This window comes from Trichodesmium erythraeum IMS101, assembly GCF_000014265.1.
Lineage (GTDB): Bacteria > Cyanobacteriota > Cyanobacteriia > Cyanobacteriales > Microcoleaceae > Trichodesmium > Trichodesmium erythraeum.
The window spans coordinates 4,284,257-4,301,188 of sequence record NC_008312.1; the positions used below are offsets into that span (position 1 = coordinate 4,284,257).

8 protein-coding genes are annotated in these 16,932 nt (G+C 36.5%); all 8 read right to left on the bottom strand.

The window, feature by feature from the left end:
- Nucleotides 1–239: 239 nt before the first annotated feature.
- Nucleotides 240–3,491: a tetratricopeptide repeat protein gene (locus TERY_RS25345; RefSeq protein WP_011612309.1), complete on the bottom strand. Its 3,252-nt coding sequence runs from the start codon at nt 3,489–3,491 to the stop codon at nt 240–242.
- Nucleotides 3,488–4,723, bottom strand: coding sequence for a hypothetical protein (locus TERY_RS13265; protein WP_011612310.1), 1,236 nt, complete (start codon nt 4,721–4,723; stop codon nt 3,488–3,490). Before TERY_RS13265 ends, TERY_RS25345 begins: the two co-directional genes overlap by 4 nt.
- Nucleotides 4,720–5,667 (bottom strand): AAA family ATPase, encoded by a 948-nt coding sequence (locus TERY_RS13270; RefSeq protein ID WP_044136805.1) that lies wholly within the window; start codon nt 5,665–5,667, stop codon nt 4,720–4,722. The genes TERY_RS13265 and TERY_RS13270 overlap by 4 nt, the downstream gene beginning before the upstream one ends.
- Nucleotides 5,652–6,770 carry a hypothetical protein gene (locus TERY_RS13275; RefSeq protein ID WP_011612312.1) on the bottom strand — a complete coding sequence of 373 codons (1,119 nt, stop codon included), beginning with the start codon at nt 6,768–6,770 and terminating at the stop codon, nt 5,652–5,654. The genes TERY_RS13270 and TERY_RS13275 overlap by 16 nt, the downstream gene beginning before the upstream one ends.
- A 494-nt stretch (nt 6,771–7,264) precedes the next feature.
- A complete protein-coding gene (locus tag TERY_RS25350) occupies nt 7,265–10,210 on the bottom strand; it encodes an ABC transporter substrate-binding protein (protein ID WP_011612313.1) in 2,946 nt (981 codons plus the stop codon).
- Nucleotides 10,211–10,460: 250 nt separating this feature from the next.
- The gene (locus tag TERY_RS13290) at nt 10,461–11,825 is read right to left on the bottom strand and encodes a DUF1800 family protein (protein WP_011612314.1); all 1,365 of its coding nucleotides are present in this window, start codon (nt 11,823–11,825) and stop codon (nt 10,461–10,463) included.
- A gap of 594 nt (nt 11,826–12,419) precedes the next feature.
- A complete protein-coding gene (locus tag TERY_RS13295) occupies nt 12,420–14,486 on the bottom strand; it encodes an elongation factor G (RefSeq protein WP_011612315.1) in 2,067 nt (688 codons plus the stop codon).
- A gap of 1,076 nt (nt 14,487–15,562) precedes the next feature.
- A complete protein-coding gene (locus TERY_RS13300) occupies nt 15,563–16,909 on the bottom strand; it encodes a cytochrome P450 (RefSeq protein WP_011612316.1) in 1,347 nt (448 codons plus the stop codon).
- Nucleotides 16,910–16,932: the final 23 nt, after the last annotated feature.

A 16,932-nucleotide genomic window follows, 5' to 3' on the forward strand; every position in this document is an offset into this window, starting at 1 on the left:
TTGGGGTAGTCCTGCATATATTAGTAGCTTTGTTGTCTGAAAGTAGCGATCGGCAATATCCTTAGAGGAACTAAAGTCCAACTACGAGCCGAATTAATCTATGTTGGGTTTCGTTGCCTCAACCTAGTCTACAATCTTGAACAAGAGTCAAATAAGATCTTCAAAATTACTATTTATTAAATTAAGTAGAGTGAGCAAAGATTGATCAACCCTACAAAACTATTATCTCAACAATTGATTCAAGGATTTAATACTTCTTTTACACCTTCAATAAGGAACTGAGCAACAGGATGATCAATCATTTTTTCTAAAGCTGCTAAACCTCCTGCTTTTAATCCTCGGATAATTCGATATTTTAACTGAGGATTTTTATCAACTTCATCCATAGCTTTAGCACTTAAAACTCTATAACTATCGTTAGGATAATCTTCTGAAAGTTGATTGAGTAGATTTTTAATATCTTTAGCTGCTTGTGCTAGGTCTTGATTAATTTTTCTGTAGGCATTGCCGAGATTATTTTGAATTGTTGCCCATTCCATGGGGAAGTCAGTTTGGGTGTACACCAGCAAAGCTTGTTCGTATGCAGCAATGGCGGCTTCAATATTTTCCGCTTTGTCTCCCCTTATTCTGTTTCTGTAGGCATTGCCGAGATTATTTTGAATTGTTGCCCATTCCATGGGGAAGTCAGTTTGGGTGTACACCAGCAAAGCTTGTTCGTATGCAGCAATGGCAGCTTCAATATTTTCGGCTTTGTCTCCCCTTATTCTGTAAATGTAGGCAGCGCCGAGATTATTTTGAGTTGTTGCCCAGTCCATGGGGAAGTCTGTTTGGGTGCGCACCAGCAAAGCTTGTTGGTATGCAGCAATGGCAGCTTCAATATTTTCGGCTTTGTCTCCCCTTATTCTGTTACTGTAGGCATTGCCGAGATTATTTTGAATTGTTGCCCATTCCATGGGGAAGTCAGTTTGGGTGTACACCAGCAAAGCTTGTTGGTATGCAGCAATGGCAGCTTCAATATTTTCGGCTTTGTCTCCCCTTATTCTGTCACTGTAGGCATTGCCGAGATTATTTTGAGTTGTTGCCCAGTCCATGGGGAAGTCTGTTTGGGTGCGCACCAGCAAAGCTTGTTGGTATGCAGCAATGGCAGCTTCAATATTTTCGGCTTTGTCTCCCCTTATTCTGTCACTGTAGGCAATGCCGAGATTATATTGAGTTCCTGCCCAGTCCATGGGGAAGTCTGTTTGGGTGCGCACCAGCAAAGCTTGTTGGTATGCAGCAATGGCAGCTTCAATATTTTCGGCTTTGTCTCCCCTTATTCTGTCACTGTAGGCATTGCCGAGATTATTTTGAGTTGTTGCCCAGTCCATGGGGAAGTCAGTTTGGGTGTACACCAGCAAAGCTTGTTGGAATGCAGCAATGGCAGCTTCAATATTTTCGGCTTTGTCTCCCCTTATTCTGTCACTATAGGCATTGCCGAGATTATTTTGAGTTCCGGCCCAGTCGATGGGGAAGTCAGTTTGGGTGCTTACCTGCAAAGCTCGTTTGTATGCAGCAATGGCGGCTTCAATATTTTCGGCTTTGTCTCCCCTTATTCTGTCTCTGTAGGCATTGCCGAGATTATTTTGAGTCATTGCCCAGTTGATGGGGAAGTCAGTTTGGGTGCGCACCAGCAAAGCTTGTTGGTATGCAGCAATGGCAGCTTCAATATTTTCGGCTTTGTCTCCCCTTATTCTGTTACTGTAGGCATTGCCGAGATTATTTTGAGTCATTGCCCAGTTGATGGGGAAGTCAGTTTGGGTGTACACCAGCAAAGCTTGTTGGTATGCAGCAATGGCGGCTTCAATATTTTCGGCTTTGTCTCCCCTTATTCTGTTTCTGTAGGCAATGCCGAGATTATTTTGAGTATTTGCCCAGTCCATGGGGAAGTCAGTTTGGGTGTACACCAGCAAAGCTTGTTGGTATGCAGCAATGGCAGCTTCAATATTTTCGGCTTTGTCTCCCCTTATTCTGTCACTGTAGGCAGCGCCGAGATTATTTTGAGTCATTGCCCAGTCCATGGGGAAGTCAGTTTGGGTGTACACCAGCAAAGCTTGTTGGTATGCAGCAATGGCAGCTTCAATATTTTGGGCTTTGTCTCCCCTTATTCTGTCTCTGTGGGCATTGCCGAGATTATTTTGAGTCATTGCCCAGTCCATGGGGAAGTCAGTTTGGGTGTACACCAGCAAAGCTTGTTCGTATGCAGCAATGGCAACTTCAATATTTTCGGCTTTGTCTCCCCTTATTCTCTCACTGTACCCATTGCCGAGGCTATTTTGAGTTGCTGCCCATTCAAAGGGGAAGTCAGTTTGGGTAAGCACCATCAAAGCTTGTTGGCATGCAGCAATAGCCGATTCAATATTCTGGGCTTTGTCTCCTCTTATTCTGTTACTGTAGGCAATGCCGAGATGATTTTGAATAATTCCCCACTCTTTAGGAAACTCTTCTCGTCGAAAAATTTGACAAGCAATCTGATATCCAGTAATAGCAATTTCTAAGTTTATCGCTATATTTCCCAATGTAAAATTGCCTAATAAATTGCTAAATCTAGTAAGAGATGAACCAATTCTATGTAATTCAACTGGTTCCGTATTTAACAGTATATTAGTTGACCATTCTTGTAATAACCCAATTAAATCTTCATTTAACCTCTCTAGATTTGCTTCCAAAAATGGATAAATTTTCCATTGAGGATTATCATCATTATCAGAAACAATATTTAGTAACTCTTCGAGGAAAGACAACTCAACAGAAATTAGAGGAATTTCATCAGGAATTGACAAACTAACTCCAGCAATTTTAACTTGACGTTCCCACCTAGAAAGCTGAGAGAATTGTTTTGTTGCACCCTCCAAATCTCCACTCGTAAAAGACACCATTCCACGGGCGTAGGTAATCAGTGGTGGTTCAAATTCCGCTAAAGCAGTTGGAAAACTTTCTATAAATAACCCAAATCTAAACAACTCCTTCCAGTTTTTCTGCTTCAATCTCTCTTCAATAGCCAGTGCCAGTTTATGATTAAGCTGATTAGGCTGACTACAAGCAAGGGACATCCAATACTCAGCCGTTCCTAAGTCTCTCCTCCTCAAATCATCACCATCAAGTTGCTGTTTCACATAGTTACTGTAGAAATCTGCTAGTTCTTTTAACCGAGGCTTATCAAAACGCTTATCTTCCTTCAACTCTTGCAACAACAAATTTCGGACATTTACATCCATTTCATAAAGCTCATAGCCTACCTCACGGCACAAGCGAGATAAAAGTATGCGAGCAACTGCCGTCCAAGGAGCTTGGGGGACAAAGCGAAGCCAAATTTGGTAGAGCAAATCAGGAGTAAGTGTCTGTGGAAACGCTGCATGACAAGCTAAATCAAGATGTGTACCGTCGAATTGTTGGGCAAATCCTACCACCCTCTCAACAGCTATTTCCGAATCTATTGCTTTAGTTGAATTCATAATGATTTTTGCCGGCTCAACTCATAAAAATCTTTCCCATACACATAGCGACCACGCAAAGCATTGATAGCAGCATTAAATCCTTGAGGACTCATCTCAAACATTGGCACAAACCGAGCAATTTCCCCAGCAGTCGTGCCTTGCCAACTATCATTAGGCATAGGATTTAGCCAAGCATAATAACGGACTGACTGCCGAAGTTGTTCAATAAACCTCTGGGTGCACTCAATTCGCTCTGGGTTATAATTACTCCTGGCAGCTCCAGCATCACTGACCATAAGTACTCCTGCTCTTTCATCGATAGCTCCTAAAATATCTGTAATTAGTTGAGCTTTGAGGCGAGTTGGGTCACTATAAAAATATATTTCAGGATAATTATAAAAATAATAAACACTCGCCTGCTCAATATTTCCACCCCGTCGAGCTTTATCTATTAATTGACGGGATAAATGATGAAAAGGAATCATTGAGCCACCTTGATCAACCAGTAACACAAGTTTAACTCGATTTACATAATTTGGCATCAGCACCGCTTCAATTAAGATGCATTGCTGACAAATCTTGGCTACCGTAGCTGGTACATTCAACTTGTCCGATATACCTTGGGGGACTGAACGACTTAAAAAACGCCAACTCTGCTTAATCTGCCGAGGGGTCACTGGCAGGTATTGAGCAGCTAGATCTTGGTATTCAGAAATCATTTCATTAGACCTATTATAATGTCGGATAGCTTGAATGACCAGTTCTGGTTCATCTATTTCTAGGGGAATATCAGTCAATGGACTCGGTTTTGACACAGGTATTTCTGGCTCTTTTAATGGAGCTTTTTCCTCAAGTTGCTCAGATATGTTGCGAACAGGCGTCGCTGTAGATGGTAAAGTCGAAGAGTCCATAACTTCCTCAGACTCCTTTGATACAGGTCTAGTTGAAGCGCTAGTTGGGGAGGGATTCGGTGTATCTTCGACAGGTTGTGGTAATTCAGCAGAAGAAGGAGCATTGGTTATTGCCCGACCTAGAAGTTGATGTAACAGGCGGGCCTCCTGTTCAGATTTTGTCCACAAAGTACAACATAGTCGTTCTAAAGAGTCGCGATCGCCTATACCAAACCCACCTTGCAATGCCCTCAGCACTAACATATAGTCTTCAACTCCCAAAGGCAAGCCATATTGGCGCAAACTGTAAAAAAGAGACAGTAAGACCTTCAACAAAGGTACTTCTTCAACGACATTCATTTTCTTTCCTCCTGGGAGGAGTATAAATATTCTCTATAATCATGCCAATACTTAAGTAGAACTTGAGCAAAAGGCAGTTCACCGTTTAGCTTCCCTAATACCTCCTCTTCAGGATATTGTCGTAGAATGGTAAACCAATCAATTAACTCACTGGTACTTACCTTTTTACCAGTTTTGCCACTATCTCTCTCCATCTGTTTTCTCAGTTCACCAAAGCGCCATACTGCTTTTCTCATAACCTCCGGTGCTGCCTCTGGAAAATGAGCCTTAACAATGTTAACCAATTCAGCTTCATTAGGAAATTCGATATAATAAAAAAGACAACGACGTAAGAAAGCATCTGGTAAATCTTTTTCTTCATTACTGGTAATAAATATAATTGGTGGTTCTTTAGCCTTAATTTCGTATTCTTTCTCTACTTCTTTTTCTTGACTTTTTATCTCTGGTATGGTAAAGCGCTTTTCATCTAGCACCTGAAGCAAATCATTAGGGAAGTCAATATCAGCCTTATCAATTTCATCAATTAGAATTACAGTACGCTGGGAATTTTCAAAAGCACGACCCAGTGGCCCTAGTTTAATATAATTCCAAAGATTATCAACCCTAGAGAGTTTCTGTCCATCAAGACGGGCTAGTTGGGCATCGTGGAGGCGAGCGATCGCATCGTAAGTGTAACAACCATCTTTAGCCTTGCTTGTAGACTGAATATACCAAGGTTCGTAGGGTAAACCTAGCTCATAAGCCACAGCCCTCGCCAAGCGAGTTTTACCACTACCAGGTTCCCCCTTCAACAATAAAGGACGTTTTTGTAAAAAAATAGTCAGATTAACTGCCTCAACCAACTCTGGTGAAGGTATATAAGGTTCAAGTCCATGCAGTTCGCACTCCTGTTCCGAAGGTTGTCTTTCCCCCGTATAGAGGCGAGGAATCACTGAATCAACCATTTGGCCAACCCTCCTTCCCAACTACGGCCACAGTAATCACAAATTTGTCTATAAACCAGCTCAGGAACACCTCCTTGAGATTTTTGGAGTAATTCATCAACAGATATACTCTCAGGTACCATATTTTTTCGTACAACACTATTTTTCCATGTTTCTAAATGATAGTATGAAAATTTACCAGTTTCAGGTAAGCATAAAGGGTCCTTAGGATATTTTGAATTTTCAAACTTCCAAGTTAGGGAAACTCCTGATTTACAAACTATTCCTTTATCATCAACCAAAAACATTAATAAATAAGTTTTTTGGTGAGTAGCTTTTTCGACTATTGGCCACCAAAATTTTTTAATTAAATCTGGTAAAAAACCTGTAAAAGTACGGTGGAGTCCTGAAAAAATAAAAATTAAATTTTGAGTTTCTAAACATTGTAAAATTGCATTAATAACCTGTTCGTCTGTAGTATTTGAACCAAAAAATTCAGAAGAAATTTTTCCCCATAATTCCCTAATATCGCTCATCCGAGTTAAATCCCTTTGGATTTTACGTCCATTACTTAATTCTGGCAATTTACGTAATAGCCTAGTAAGCAGAGCTTTCTGACCACAATTTTCATCATACCCATCAATCAGAAAAGCTCCCGTTCGTTTGTGTGATTTTTGGCATTTTATAGCTTTTCTAACAGTATCTTCTTGTTCTGAAAAATCAATATCAATTATTGATTGAAACAACTGGCTGTTATTATTATTGCCTAAAGATGTTGATGAATTTAAGGGTAAAGATGGATTTTCTAATTCTTTTTTAACCTTGTTCCATAAATTATTAATTCTATGCCACATCTCGTCTTCTTCATAGTATTCATCTCTCAAATTTTCCAAAAAAATTATAAATATACACCCATATTCTTGATGTCTTGTTTTTATTAAAATATCCAGATTTAACATCACTAATAACCCTGGTGTATTAGCTTCTTTCAGTTTATTTGATACCACATTTAATTCCTTAATTGCCCCGCAAAAACTACGCAAGTATTGAAAATTGGTAAAAATGTCGCATTCTAAAAGAACATCCCTGCATTCTTTATAAAGTTCTCCTGGTAGCCCACTCATACAATTTTTTATAAAGATTGTATTACACTATTAATATATAATAATAGAAATCTACACCTATAGCATTTTTTTGGCAAACCCAGTTAAAAACCATCTTGATAATTTTGTCCCAACCTTTGAATTTCTTGCCCAGTCACATACCAAAAACTTACAGCAGGTCTACCATGCAGGAAAACTGCTATATGATAATTTTCTGCAATCTTTTCTTAATATTCAACAGTTCTTGTCACAAGATATTATATTCATGACTTACCCAGAACTGCCATATCTAGCATTTACCCCCTATGGTATTTGCCACCTACAGATAGCGCATTATCTAAGAGTTTGTGTAGGTCCTGTATATTTTAGTCATTTTTTTTTGATAATGACACTACATTTACTGTCATAGCCTAAGTCTTGTTAGAAAATGTTCTTGAGTTGCACTACCGCTTAACCAAACCTGTGATACTATCACTTTTTTATTCAAAATATTTGAAATTACTTCAAGTTATCAACTACTCAGAATTCGAGCATTTCACCTTTGCTTCTTCAGGTGTTGAAAATTTGTCAGGAATAAACATGAAACCGGACGGCTGACTCGGACAACGATAAACCCGAATTGAGTTCAACGGTACTTTTTGACGATCGCCAGTCCCTGATTTAAATATAATTTCTCCTGTAGCCCCCTGAACGATGAAATTTTCATCTGCCAATGTCTTCTGAATTCCTTTGCTAGTAGGGCGAGTACCTTGTTCCTGAATACCTTTAAGAATTACCTGCATTGCGTCATAGCTAAAAGCTGTACGGGCGCTAACATAACCTTCCCAAAGTTTGACAGCGGTATCAAAAAAATCAGAATTGTTGAGAGGATGCCCAGGAACAATCAAAATCAGTTTTTCTAGGAGTTGATATCGTGTTTCTTGGGATTGATCTTGAGCAATTTTCAAGGTTCTCGGGCTATAAACTGACCAATTAGCTACTATCCAATTTTGACCACCATTTTCTTCAATAATTTTGAGACTATTATCGAAAGCATCACTTACTTGACCATCTGATATTAAAACAATTGCGAATTCCTGATCTCCTGCTTGTCTGCGGGCCTCATTGATGGCATCTTTAACCTTAAAATTATCCTCAGCAAAATAATCCATATTAAGTGATAAATTAATTATTTCTCCTTTTCCTTCAAATTTTTCTTCAAATTGTTTTTTTAAATCAGCGGAATAATAACTCTTAGGATTATAAAAAATTACAACTCTTGTTTGATTTTTATTCAGCAAAGAGTTAACCATGTTCTCTGCTTGCTCAATAGTCGTTGTGGTAGTCCGGAAAAAAACGTCTACCCTTTCTTCGGCGGTGAGTTTAGAAGTGGTTGTGCCTGGGGAAACCATTACTAGTTTTGCATCATCATATATATCTTTAGTCGCCATAGTCATCTCACTAGCCCAATGACCAACAACACCTAAAATTTCTGGGCGGCCGACTATTTTCTTCGCAACGTTCTCTGCGCCATCCTCTGAGTTAGCATCATTAGCAATAATAACTTTTAAGCCTTTATCATTATCATTATCATTAAACCTTTTGGCTTTTAGATCTACATTTGGAAAAGGCAAAAAAGAGAATTGCTTTTTCTTGAATAAACTTAAGTTAACTTCTGTTTGTGCTTGAGCTACTCCCCGCAAAATTTCTTCAGCAAGTTCTCCATTCACCTGCTCATTTTGATCTATAACTGGAACTACAACTGCAATAGTATAAGGATCAGCTTTTATATGTTCTAAAAAAGCATTATTGATATAAATTAAAGTTTCTGGGTCCCGCCTTTCATTCTTCCAGCTTTCCTTAAGAGTATTTGCCACTCCAGCAAAACAATTCTGTATTTTAGTATTATTTTTCCAAATAGCTTGAAAATGATTCCAGGATTTCTGGCAGTATTGAACTTCTTTTACACCATTTTCTTTTTCTAGAGGTCTAGATGATTCTACCAGAATTTCCTCACCTATACTAATGTTATCACCAAGAGGCTCATGTCTAGGAAGATAAATTAACCAGCGATAAATTGAAAAAATATCAATCAGAATCAACAAAAACGAAATTATCCAACCGGTAGGATTTTGGGACAAAAACAGAGTTATCCCCCTGGTAAGATTTTGGGTTAGCCCAGGTTCATCTCCAATCAGCTCTTCTTTTCCCACAGGGGGTCTGGATGGTATTGAATTAAGACGATCATTGAAAATAGGAATTTCCCATTCTTGGATTTTTCCCCCTTCTCGGGATGCTTCAAGAAACCAAGATTTCAACTGATCCTTGCCTTTAATGAGTTCAAGTTCAATTTTATTAACTGTATAGTAATGCCAAATTTGTTTAGCTTTAGTATCAGTATGGTCACGTAGATAAAGGACAAAGGGGTAACCGGCAGTAATTTTTGTATTCAAGTGCATTTGAGCATCGACAGGATGATCGGTCAGTAACAAACAGGCACGATGTTTTCTAGCCCAATTTTGGGTGTTATTGTCGTCACAAGCTTGGTGAAATTGGTGGGTATGAATAGCCAGTTTGCCCTCATTATTTTCACCAATAAGCTGAAGAAAGCTTGTATTCAAACCCAAAATTCCGAGTTTTGCACTATTCTTTTCGATAGTGGCTGAAAAATCTCCTGGTAGAATACCAGCTTTTAGGTGTTCTGGCTTCCAGGGTTGTCTTTTCCACCAAGCCATATAATTTGCAAAAGCTTCAGCCATGACTAGACGATAGTCTGATTTTGCATCCTCCCAAAATTCTTGTTGTACCTCTGGTTCCTCAGACCACCGTTTTAGAAGTCTTACCGCTGGTTCTTTTTGATTAGGTCTAACTAAATCGTGATTTCCAGGTATTGCTAGTAGCTTAGGAGACGAACCCCATTCTTGGAATTTTGCCCATAGTTGTTCCAAAAGCTGATCGAGCTTTTCAAATTCTTCAGCACTACCCTCCTGAGTCAAATCACCAGTAAATAGCACTAAGTCCCACGGCTCACTTTTCTCGTGGAGCCTGTTTAAATCTTCAAAAAATCTTTTTTTTACGCGAGATGATCCCCCATTCTGTTCTTTTATGACTTGATGAAAGTCGGTTAAGTGTAACCAATTAAAGCTAGTTTTGTTATCAACACTATTCAGCTGTTTATTAAGCTCTTTTTCTAATTTAGATAAAGTGCTATGCCGACTATCTTCTCGGTCAAACGTCTCACAAAGCAACCTTACCAAAATAACGAGTCCATTCTTATTGGTATGATATTTACCCACTAAAAAGCCAATCACGTGTGTTACTCGTTGGTCCGTATTGATACCTTGTGGTAAACTATTAGCCCAAAGGGAGAGCTGACGGTGACCGTTGAAAAAACTCTGTAGTTCTTCATTGCTGTTAAATTGCTCACACCTTGACAGAGATGCACTCAGTTTAGAATAGAGTTCAGGAGAAATTCCGCCCATATTTTTATCGACAAAAATTATTGTACTACACTATTAACATATACACCATTAACATATAATAATCAGGAGCTACAATTACAGCATTTTTTTTTGCAAGTTCAGTTAGAAACCATCTTGATAAATTAGTCCTAACCTTATTACCTGATGATATTTCGATGGAAGAGTTTGAATATTTGTTAGATTTGGCACCGGGAAAAGATGTCAAACTTTTCTCATAAAATGGTTTTGAAAACATTAAATTCCGATTCTTTTAATACCTCATAAACTCAGGACTACCAAAAATTAAAGCCGCCCTTAAATCACCAGGACTTTGATCAATTACCCCACGAGTCTGAGCAGAAAAATTATTACCCAAAGTCCCCATTAACTTTTCTGCACTAATAGGTTTACCCCGACCCAATAAACCACCAGATAAAGGCACAGCTAAACTACTCCGTCGAATCATGGTATCCGAATCTAACCAAGCATCTTTTGTATTTTTATAACCATCAGGAGTAATACAACCATAAATAGGCATTCCTAACTGGTCTAAAATCCCATTAATAGGTCGAAAATTATCAACCTCATTACCAATAGCTCTCATCGCAGAAACTACAAACCGATAAGGATTTTTAAACTTAGAATTATATACCTCTGGTTGCCAAAACTCTGAACTATTGAACAGAGTATTAAGTACCCGAGAAATATCCCCATCACTCTCCAAAAAACTCTGAGATAAAACTTTTACTAAAGACTCAGATGGTTGGTCTAAAACAAAAGTTTGAGCTAATTTATAACTAATATATCTAGCCGTTGAAGGATGACTAGCCAAAATATCTAAAGCTGTTTCACCTTCAGCTATCCCATTCTCTTTAATTGTTTGTCCGAGAAAAAATTTATCTCCTGGTTCGTGACGTTTTTGATCAAAATAAAATCCATCTTTATCTTCTGCTCTTTTGTTATTAGGAGGTAGACCCCAACCAGTCAAAATTTTTGCTAAAGCCATAACATCATCTTGACTATAGCCTCCATCCACACCTAAAGTATGTAATTCTAATAATTCTCTAGCATAATTTTCATTTATTCTACCTCTACGGCTTTGCCAATTATCTAAATAAATTAACATAGCTGGATGATGAGCAGTAGCGCCTAATAATAATCTAAACTTTCCCAAAGCATAGGGTCTAATTGCCTGCTGTTCATAACAGCTAAAATATAAACGATTTAGTCCTTGACGACCAAAAACATTAAAGTGATTATACCAAAAATCTACCATCACCTCCTCTAAATGACGCGGACTTTCTAGATTCCTTAAAAAACGTCCTTTACTCCCCTGTAAAAAAACCTTTTGCTCAAAACGTTGTTTGATTCTATTTAATGCTATTCTATCTAATTTTAATTCTTTTCCCTGTTGTTGAAGTTGTTGTAATTCTTTGATTATTTCACTAGGAGTTAGGGGTAATGTATCTAGATATTTTAGCTTTTGAATTAGTAGTTTTTGGTAGGGTATAGAATTAGGTTCTAGTTGAGATTGAATATAATTTTCTACACCAATATTTTTAATCTTTTCAAGTTGTCCAGGAGTCGGTCCTAAACTAAGACGATTAATTAAGTGTAAAATTTTAATATCAGCCATTTCAGTTATGAATTATGAGTTATAAATTATGAATTATGAATTATTATTTATTATATTATTTATAAACTGTTTTTCAAAAGAATCTTAAATCCAAACTGAGCTTATTAATATTGCTAAAAACCATTTTTCTTTCCCTTGGTCAAGAACGAATAAAAAATCATGATCTGCCAAACAATATTCTTGAAACCTAAGAGACAATGATAATTTCTCAAAAATATATCTTACAGGTTATAAAATATTTTCATAAGCTCTGGTATCCCGTAATTAAAATCAAACAATACCATTTCTCTAACCTTGATGCTACCTTTGGATGGTAGTAACAATAACTGGAAAAATCATAGACATTAGTTAACAATAAAATTGCGTCAATAAATAGTATTTAGAAATAAAAAAAACTAAATTAGCGCCAAGTTTTTGAGAATTGATATAACTTTAATATATTTGAACTTACGCCAAAAAACCTGGTTTCTAGGATAAACTATTGTTTGTAACAAACAATAGACATCCATAAAAAAACCAGGTTCCTAGGTACTTGTGAATAAGTCCTGTTAATAATTAAACTATATCTACTTTTCATTTAAATATTAAAGTAGTTTAGCCATGACCACGACCATTACCATTACCATTCTTGATCAAGACCTTTTCAGCTAACTTATTTGGCACTTCTTGTAAATGATCAAATTGCCAATTAAAAGAACCCACTCCCATTGTTTGCGATCGCAACTCCACAATTAAATCTTGCATTTCTGACAAAGCCAAATAAGCAGAAGTCTTATCCCACCTTTCCCAGTCAGTCATACTTTCATAACCCAATATCTGACCACGACGGATACTAATTAACTGCAAAACTTTTGAAGTAAACTCATTAGGTGCAAAAATATCCACCAAAGCAATAGGTTCCAACAATACTGGTTGGCAGTCACTCATTCCCTGCTGCATTGCCACTCGCGCTGCCTGCTTAAATGCTTGCTCCGAACTATCAACAGAATGATGCGACCCATTAGTCAACGTCACCGCCACATCAACCACGGGAAAACCGAGAGGACCCTGTTGAAGATATTCCCGCACCCCTGTTTCCACACCAGAAATATATTGCTTCGGCACCACTCCACCGACAACAGTTTCACTAAAATTAAAACCTGACCCCCGTGGCAACGGTTGAATATCTAAATACACATCCCCAAACTGCCCATGACCCCCACTTTGATGTTTATAACGACCATGAGAAGTAGTCTTTTTCCGAATAGTTTCTTTATAGGGAACTCGGGGTAAGTAAGTTTTCATCGAAACATTATACTTTCGGTGCAAACGCTCTAAACTTACCTGTAGATGAATTTCTCCTTGACCCCAAAAGATGACTTCGTGAGTATCCCCATGTTGTTCCCATATTAATGCCGGGTCTTCTTCTAGCAACTTTGTTAAAGCGCTGCTCATTTTTACTTCATCTTTACGGTTTTCCGGAGCGATCGCCATAGCAAAAACAGGAGGCAATAGTATTACTCTTGGCAACTTAGTTTTCCCATCTGCATCTATAGTTAAAGTATCACCTGTATGTATACCTTCCATCCGACTGAGGGCAACTATTTCTCCAGTTTTAGCTAACTCTAGACTTTCTGTTTGCTGACCCATCAACCGATATATTCCACCGATGCGCACTCCATTTAAAATCATGCCATCAATAATTTCCCCTTGCCATACCCGAACTAATGAGAGTTTACCACCTTGAGGAGTGTAGTAAGTTTTCAAAACTTGAGCAATAGGTGTTTCAGAATTTGATTTTAAACCTCGACGTTTTGCCGTTTCTTTTGGTACAGGAGTTTCTCGCACCAGAGCATCTAGGAGGGAACGCACACCAGAATCTTTTTCTGCCACCCCTACAAATACAGGTACAATTAAATCTGCACTTAACTCCATTTTGATGTCAGCAACTATTTCTTCAGTAGGTGGTTCGATATTTTCGACCAACTCTTCCAATAAATTATCATCAAAATTAGCTAACTCTTCCAGCATTTGTTCTCTAGCAGCTTGTTCTTCTACTTTCAAAGACTCAGGAATTGTTACAGGGTCTGATGGCGCCCCTGGATGATAATGATAAGCTTGTTCAGTTACTAGGTCAATAAATCCAATAAGTTGGTTATTTTTAGCAATGGGGTATTGATGGGGAACAATGGGGCGGTTGGATACAGTTTTGAGTGCTTCTAATACTTCACCAAAGTTAGATTTACAATGAGTTTCATCCCTACAGACCCGATCCATTTTGTTGATGAAGACTATATGAGGAATTTCCCAGTCATCAAGAAATTTTAATAGTGGAGCAAGGGTTAGAACACGAGCTGGGTCTGGTTCACACACGACTATTGCTGCCCCTGCTCCAATAAGAGCGTTATTGGTTTCTTGAGCAAATTCTATGGAACCAGGGCAGTCTAGAAAGGTAAAGTTAATGCCGTCGTACTTAGTACTAGCGGCATTTATTTCTACTGTCATGGAGCGATCGCGAGCTTCTGGACTACCATCTCCAATGGTGTTACCATCTTTAACACTGCCTTTACGGGATATTGCTTTTGTAATTGATAATAGGCTTTCTAGTAATGTTGTTTTTCCACTTAAATAAGGGCCTACTATGGCAATATTCCTGACATTTGAAGCGACTTTTTCTGACATAATTATCCTCCTGGCGAATGCTTAATGATTCAGCATTGATAATTGACAAAATAGCTTTTTTTGTTAGATTTTATATATTTTTTTTATACTCTACAAGCTATACTTTAAGAGGTTAACTTACTTTTAGCTACCATTAAAAAAATTTTCAATTATTTTAAATTTTAGTTTAAATTAAATAAAGTTTAATAAACTAAGATCAAATATATTTAATTTTTGTTACTAAGCTTTACCGACAGCTAAAATTTATATATAAAGATTAAACTCATTTATTCTCTAGGACTTACCCACCCATCTGAAATTATTAACCTTATGTAAGACCTCTTACTATATATAGTAGTTATGGTAAGTCCTGTTATAAAAGTTGAATTACCAATATTAAAAAAAAAGGAAAAGATACTATATTTATGCCTATCTTTGGTGAATTGCAGAGCTATTTCATTTAACAAAAAAGCACCTATAAATGAGCAAAAAATACTCTAATCTTTATCTTTTCCTGACTAAGCTTAGAGAATAAAACAGGTATGGGTAGATTGCAAAAAAAATCTATAATTATTAATTAATTCTTAACTATTACTATTGGAAGCTGAAATATTTCTAGACAGACTGCCCTTATTACCTGTACTTAATCTTAAAATTTCAAATATAATTGTTGTAGTTATTTTGTGTATCTAAACTCATATCTAGTGTCTAATTGCATAAATTAATATACTTATTGAGCCGATAAAAACCTTTGAACTAAAAGAAGGTAATAAAAAAATAATATTACTAAGTTTTGCAACTAAACACTAGCATTAAACTGAACTAAACTTATTTAACAACTTATTTAATATTAACCGTTTTGATTGCTGATATTATGTCAGAATTTTGTATGAATACAAGTAAGATTTGCATTCATACACTAGCTGAAAATATAAGTGACGGTTAAGATACCTATCCCACAAATCTATTAAAGCCATCCTATATTTATGTAATGCCATAAATTGTCTTTATAGCAGTCAAAATAATTCACTCATAGTGCTGAATAACTTTACTCTTATGGCTAAATTTAACCTGTTCCAAAACTTTTCTAATCCTAATTATTTTGGTGTAAAGCAAACTTCTATTTTATGAGCTGGACGAGCAACAGGAAATGTATTAATTGTCAAATCTTGATTCTCTTTAAATTTCCAACTACAATTATCTAGTAGGGCAGATATAAAGATTTTGATGACCAAATAAGCAAATTCTTTACCTATACACTCCCTGGCGCCACCTCCAAATGGGATATAACAAAGAGGTTTCTTTTTATCTTCAGCATTAGTAGGGTTAAACCTTTCTGGATTAAATATTTCTGGTTGCTTATATATTTCTGGATCTTTAAGAACTGAACTAATGTAATAATATGCATGCCACCCTTTAGGAATTCGGAATCCTTGAAAAGAACAATCTTCAATAATTTTTCTAAGTCCACCACTAACAGGAGGTACTAGCCGTAATACTTCTTTAATTACTTGTTCTAGATAAACCATTTTCTTGTATTTATCTAAAGATAATGGTTCTGAAACATCCATTTTTTCTTGTTCTATTTGAAGTAATTTTAAAACATCTAAATGTTCAGATGTTAAGATGAAAAAAGAACTTAATGCTGAACTTAATTCCTTTTTTCCTAATGATAAAAGATTAACCATTTGCCCTACTATTTCTCTTGGAGTTAGTTCATAATTCATTTGTTCTTGAACTGTCAGTAATATGCCTAATATATCTGAACCAAAATTATTTTCTTTCTTTCTTCTGACAATGATTTGTTCAAATTGATTAAATAACTTATTCTTGCTTTCTAAAGCACTACCGAATTTAGTCCAAGGAAATACTACAGGTATAGTATTTAATCCTGAACTCATATCTTTTAAATAATTACTAATCTCACTTTTTGAAGCATAATCTATACCTAGCAATAATTTCAAAATCATATCTAAAGTATAATTATTTATTTCAGAATATAAGTCTACATAATCAGATTTAATCCATTTTAAAAAATAGCTCTGACTCAAATCATGAATAATATCAATATAATTATTTAAGTTTTTACTTTTGATGGTTTTAGCTAATATTTTTTGTCTCTCTCTATGTTCTTTACCTGCTAAAACAGTAATGTCATTTTCACCGAATATTCTTTGATAATTTCTCAAAATTTGAGAGTATGTGAAGTATTTATTTTCATTAGTTAAAATAAATTTAATAGCTTCATATCCTTGAAAGTAAATAAAATTTTTACCGAGAAAGTTGGTTTTATAAACAGGACCATATTTTTGATAAACTTCTTCTATAAAATTTTGAGGGTTTTTGAAGATTTTTTTGTTTTGTCCAATAAAAGGTAATCCTAAATCCCCAGGGGGTAAAGCTAAAGAAGAAGCTGGATTGGATGATTTAAAATTCATATTCATAAATATTTTATTTGACTTATTTA

What these genes read in the sequence shown, in the direction of transcription:
- TERY_RS25345 (WP_011612309.1), bottom strand. Translation starts at nt 3,491, where the DNA reads ATGAATTCAACTAAAGCAATAGATTCGGAAATAGCTGTTGAGAGGGTG.
- TERY_RS13265 (WP_011612310.1), bottom strand. Translation starts at nt 4,723, where the DNA reads ATGAATGTCGTTGAAGAAGTACCTTTGTTGAAGGTCTTACTGTCTCTT.
- TERY_RS13270 (WP_044136805.1), bottom strand. Translation starts at nt 5,667, where the DNA reads ATGGTTGATTCAGTGATTCCTCGCCTCTATACGGGGGAAAGACAACCT.
- TERY_RS13275 (WP_011612312.1), bottom strand. Translation starts at nt 6,770, where the DNA reads ATGAGTGGGCTACCAGGAGAACTTTATAAAGAATGCAGGGATGTTCTT.
- TERY_RS25350 (WP_011612313.1), bottom strand. Translation starts at nt 10,210, where the DNA reads ATGGGCGGAATTTCTCCTGAACTCTATTCTAAACTGAGTGCATCTCTG.
- TERY_RS13290 (WP_011612314.1), bottom strand. Translation starts at nt 11,825, where the DNA reads ATGGCTGATATTAAAATTTTACACTTAATTAATCGTCTTAGTTTAGGA.
- TERY_RS13295 (WP_011612315.1), bottom strand. Translation starts at nt 14,486, where the DNA reads ATGTCAGAAAAAGTCGCTTCAAATGTCAGGAATATTGCCATAGTAGGC.
- TERY_RS13300 (WP_011612316.1), bottom strand. Translation starts at nt 16,909, where the DNA reads ATGAATATGAATTTTAAATCATCCAATCCAGCTTCTTCTTTAGCTTTA.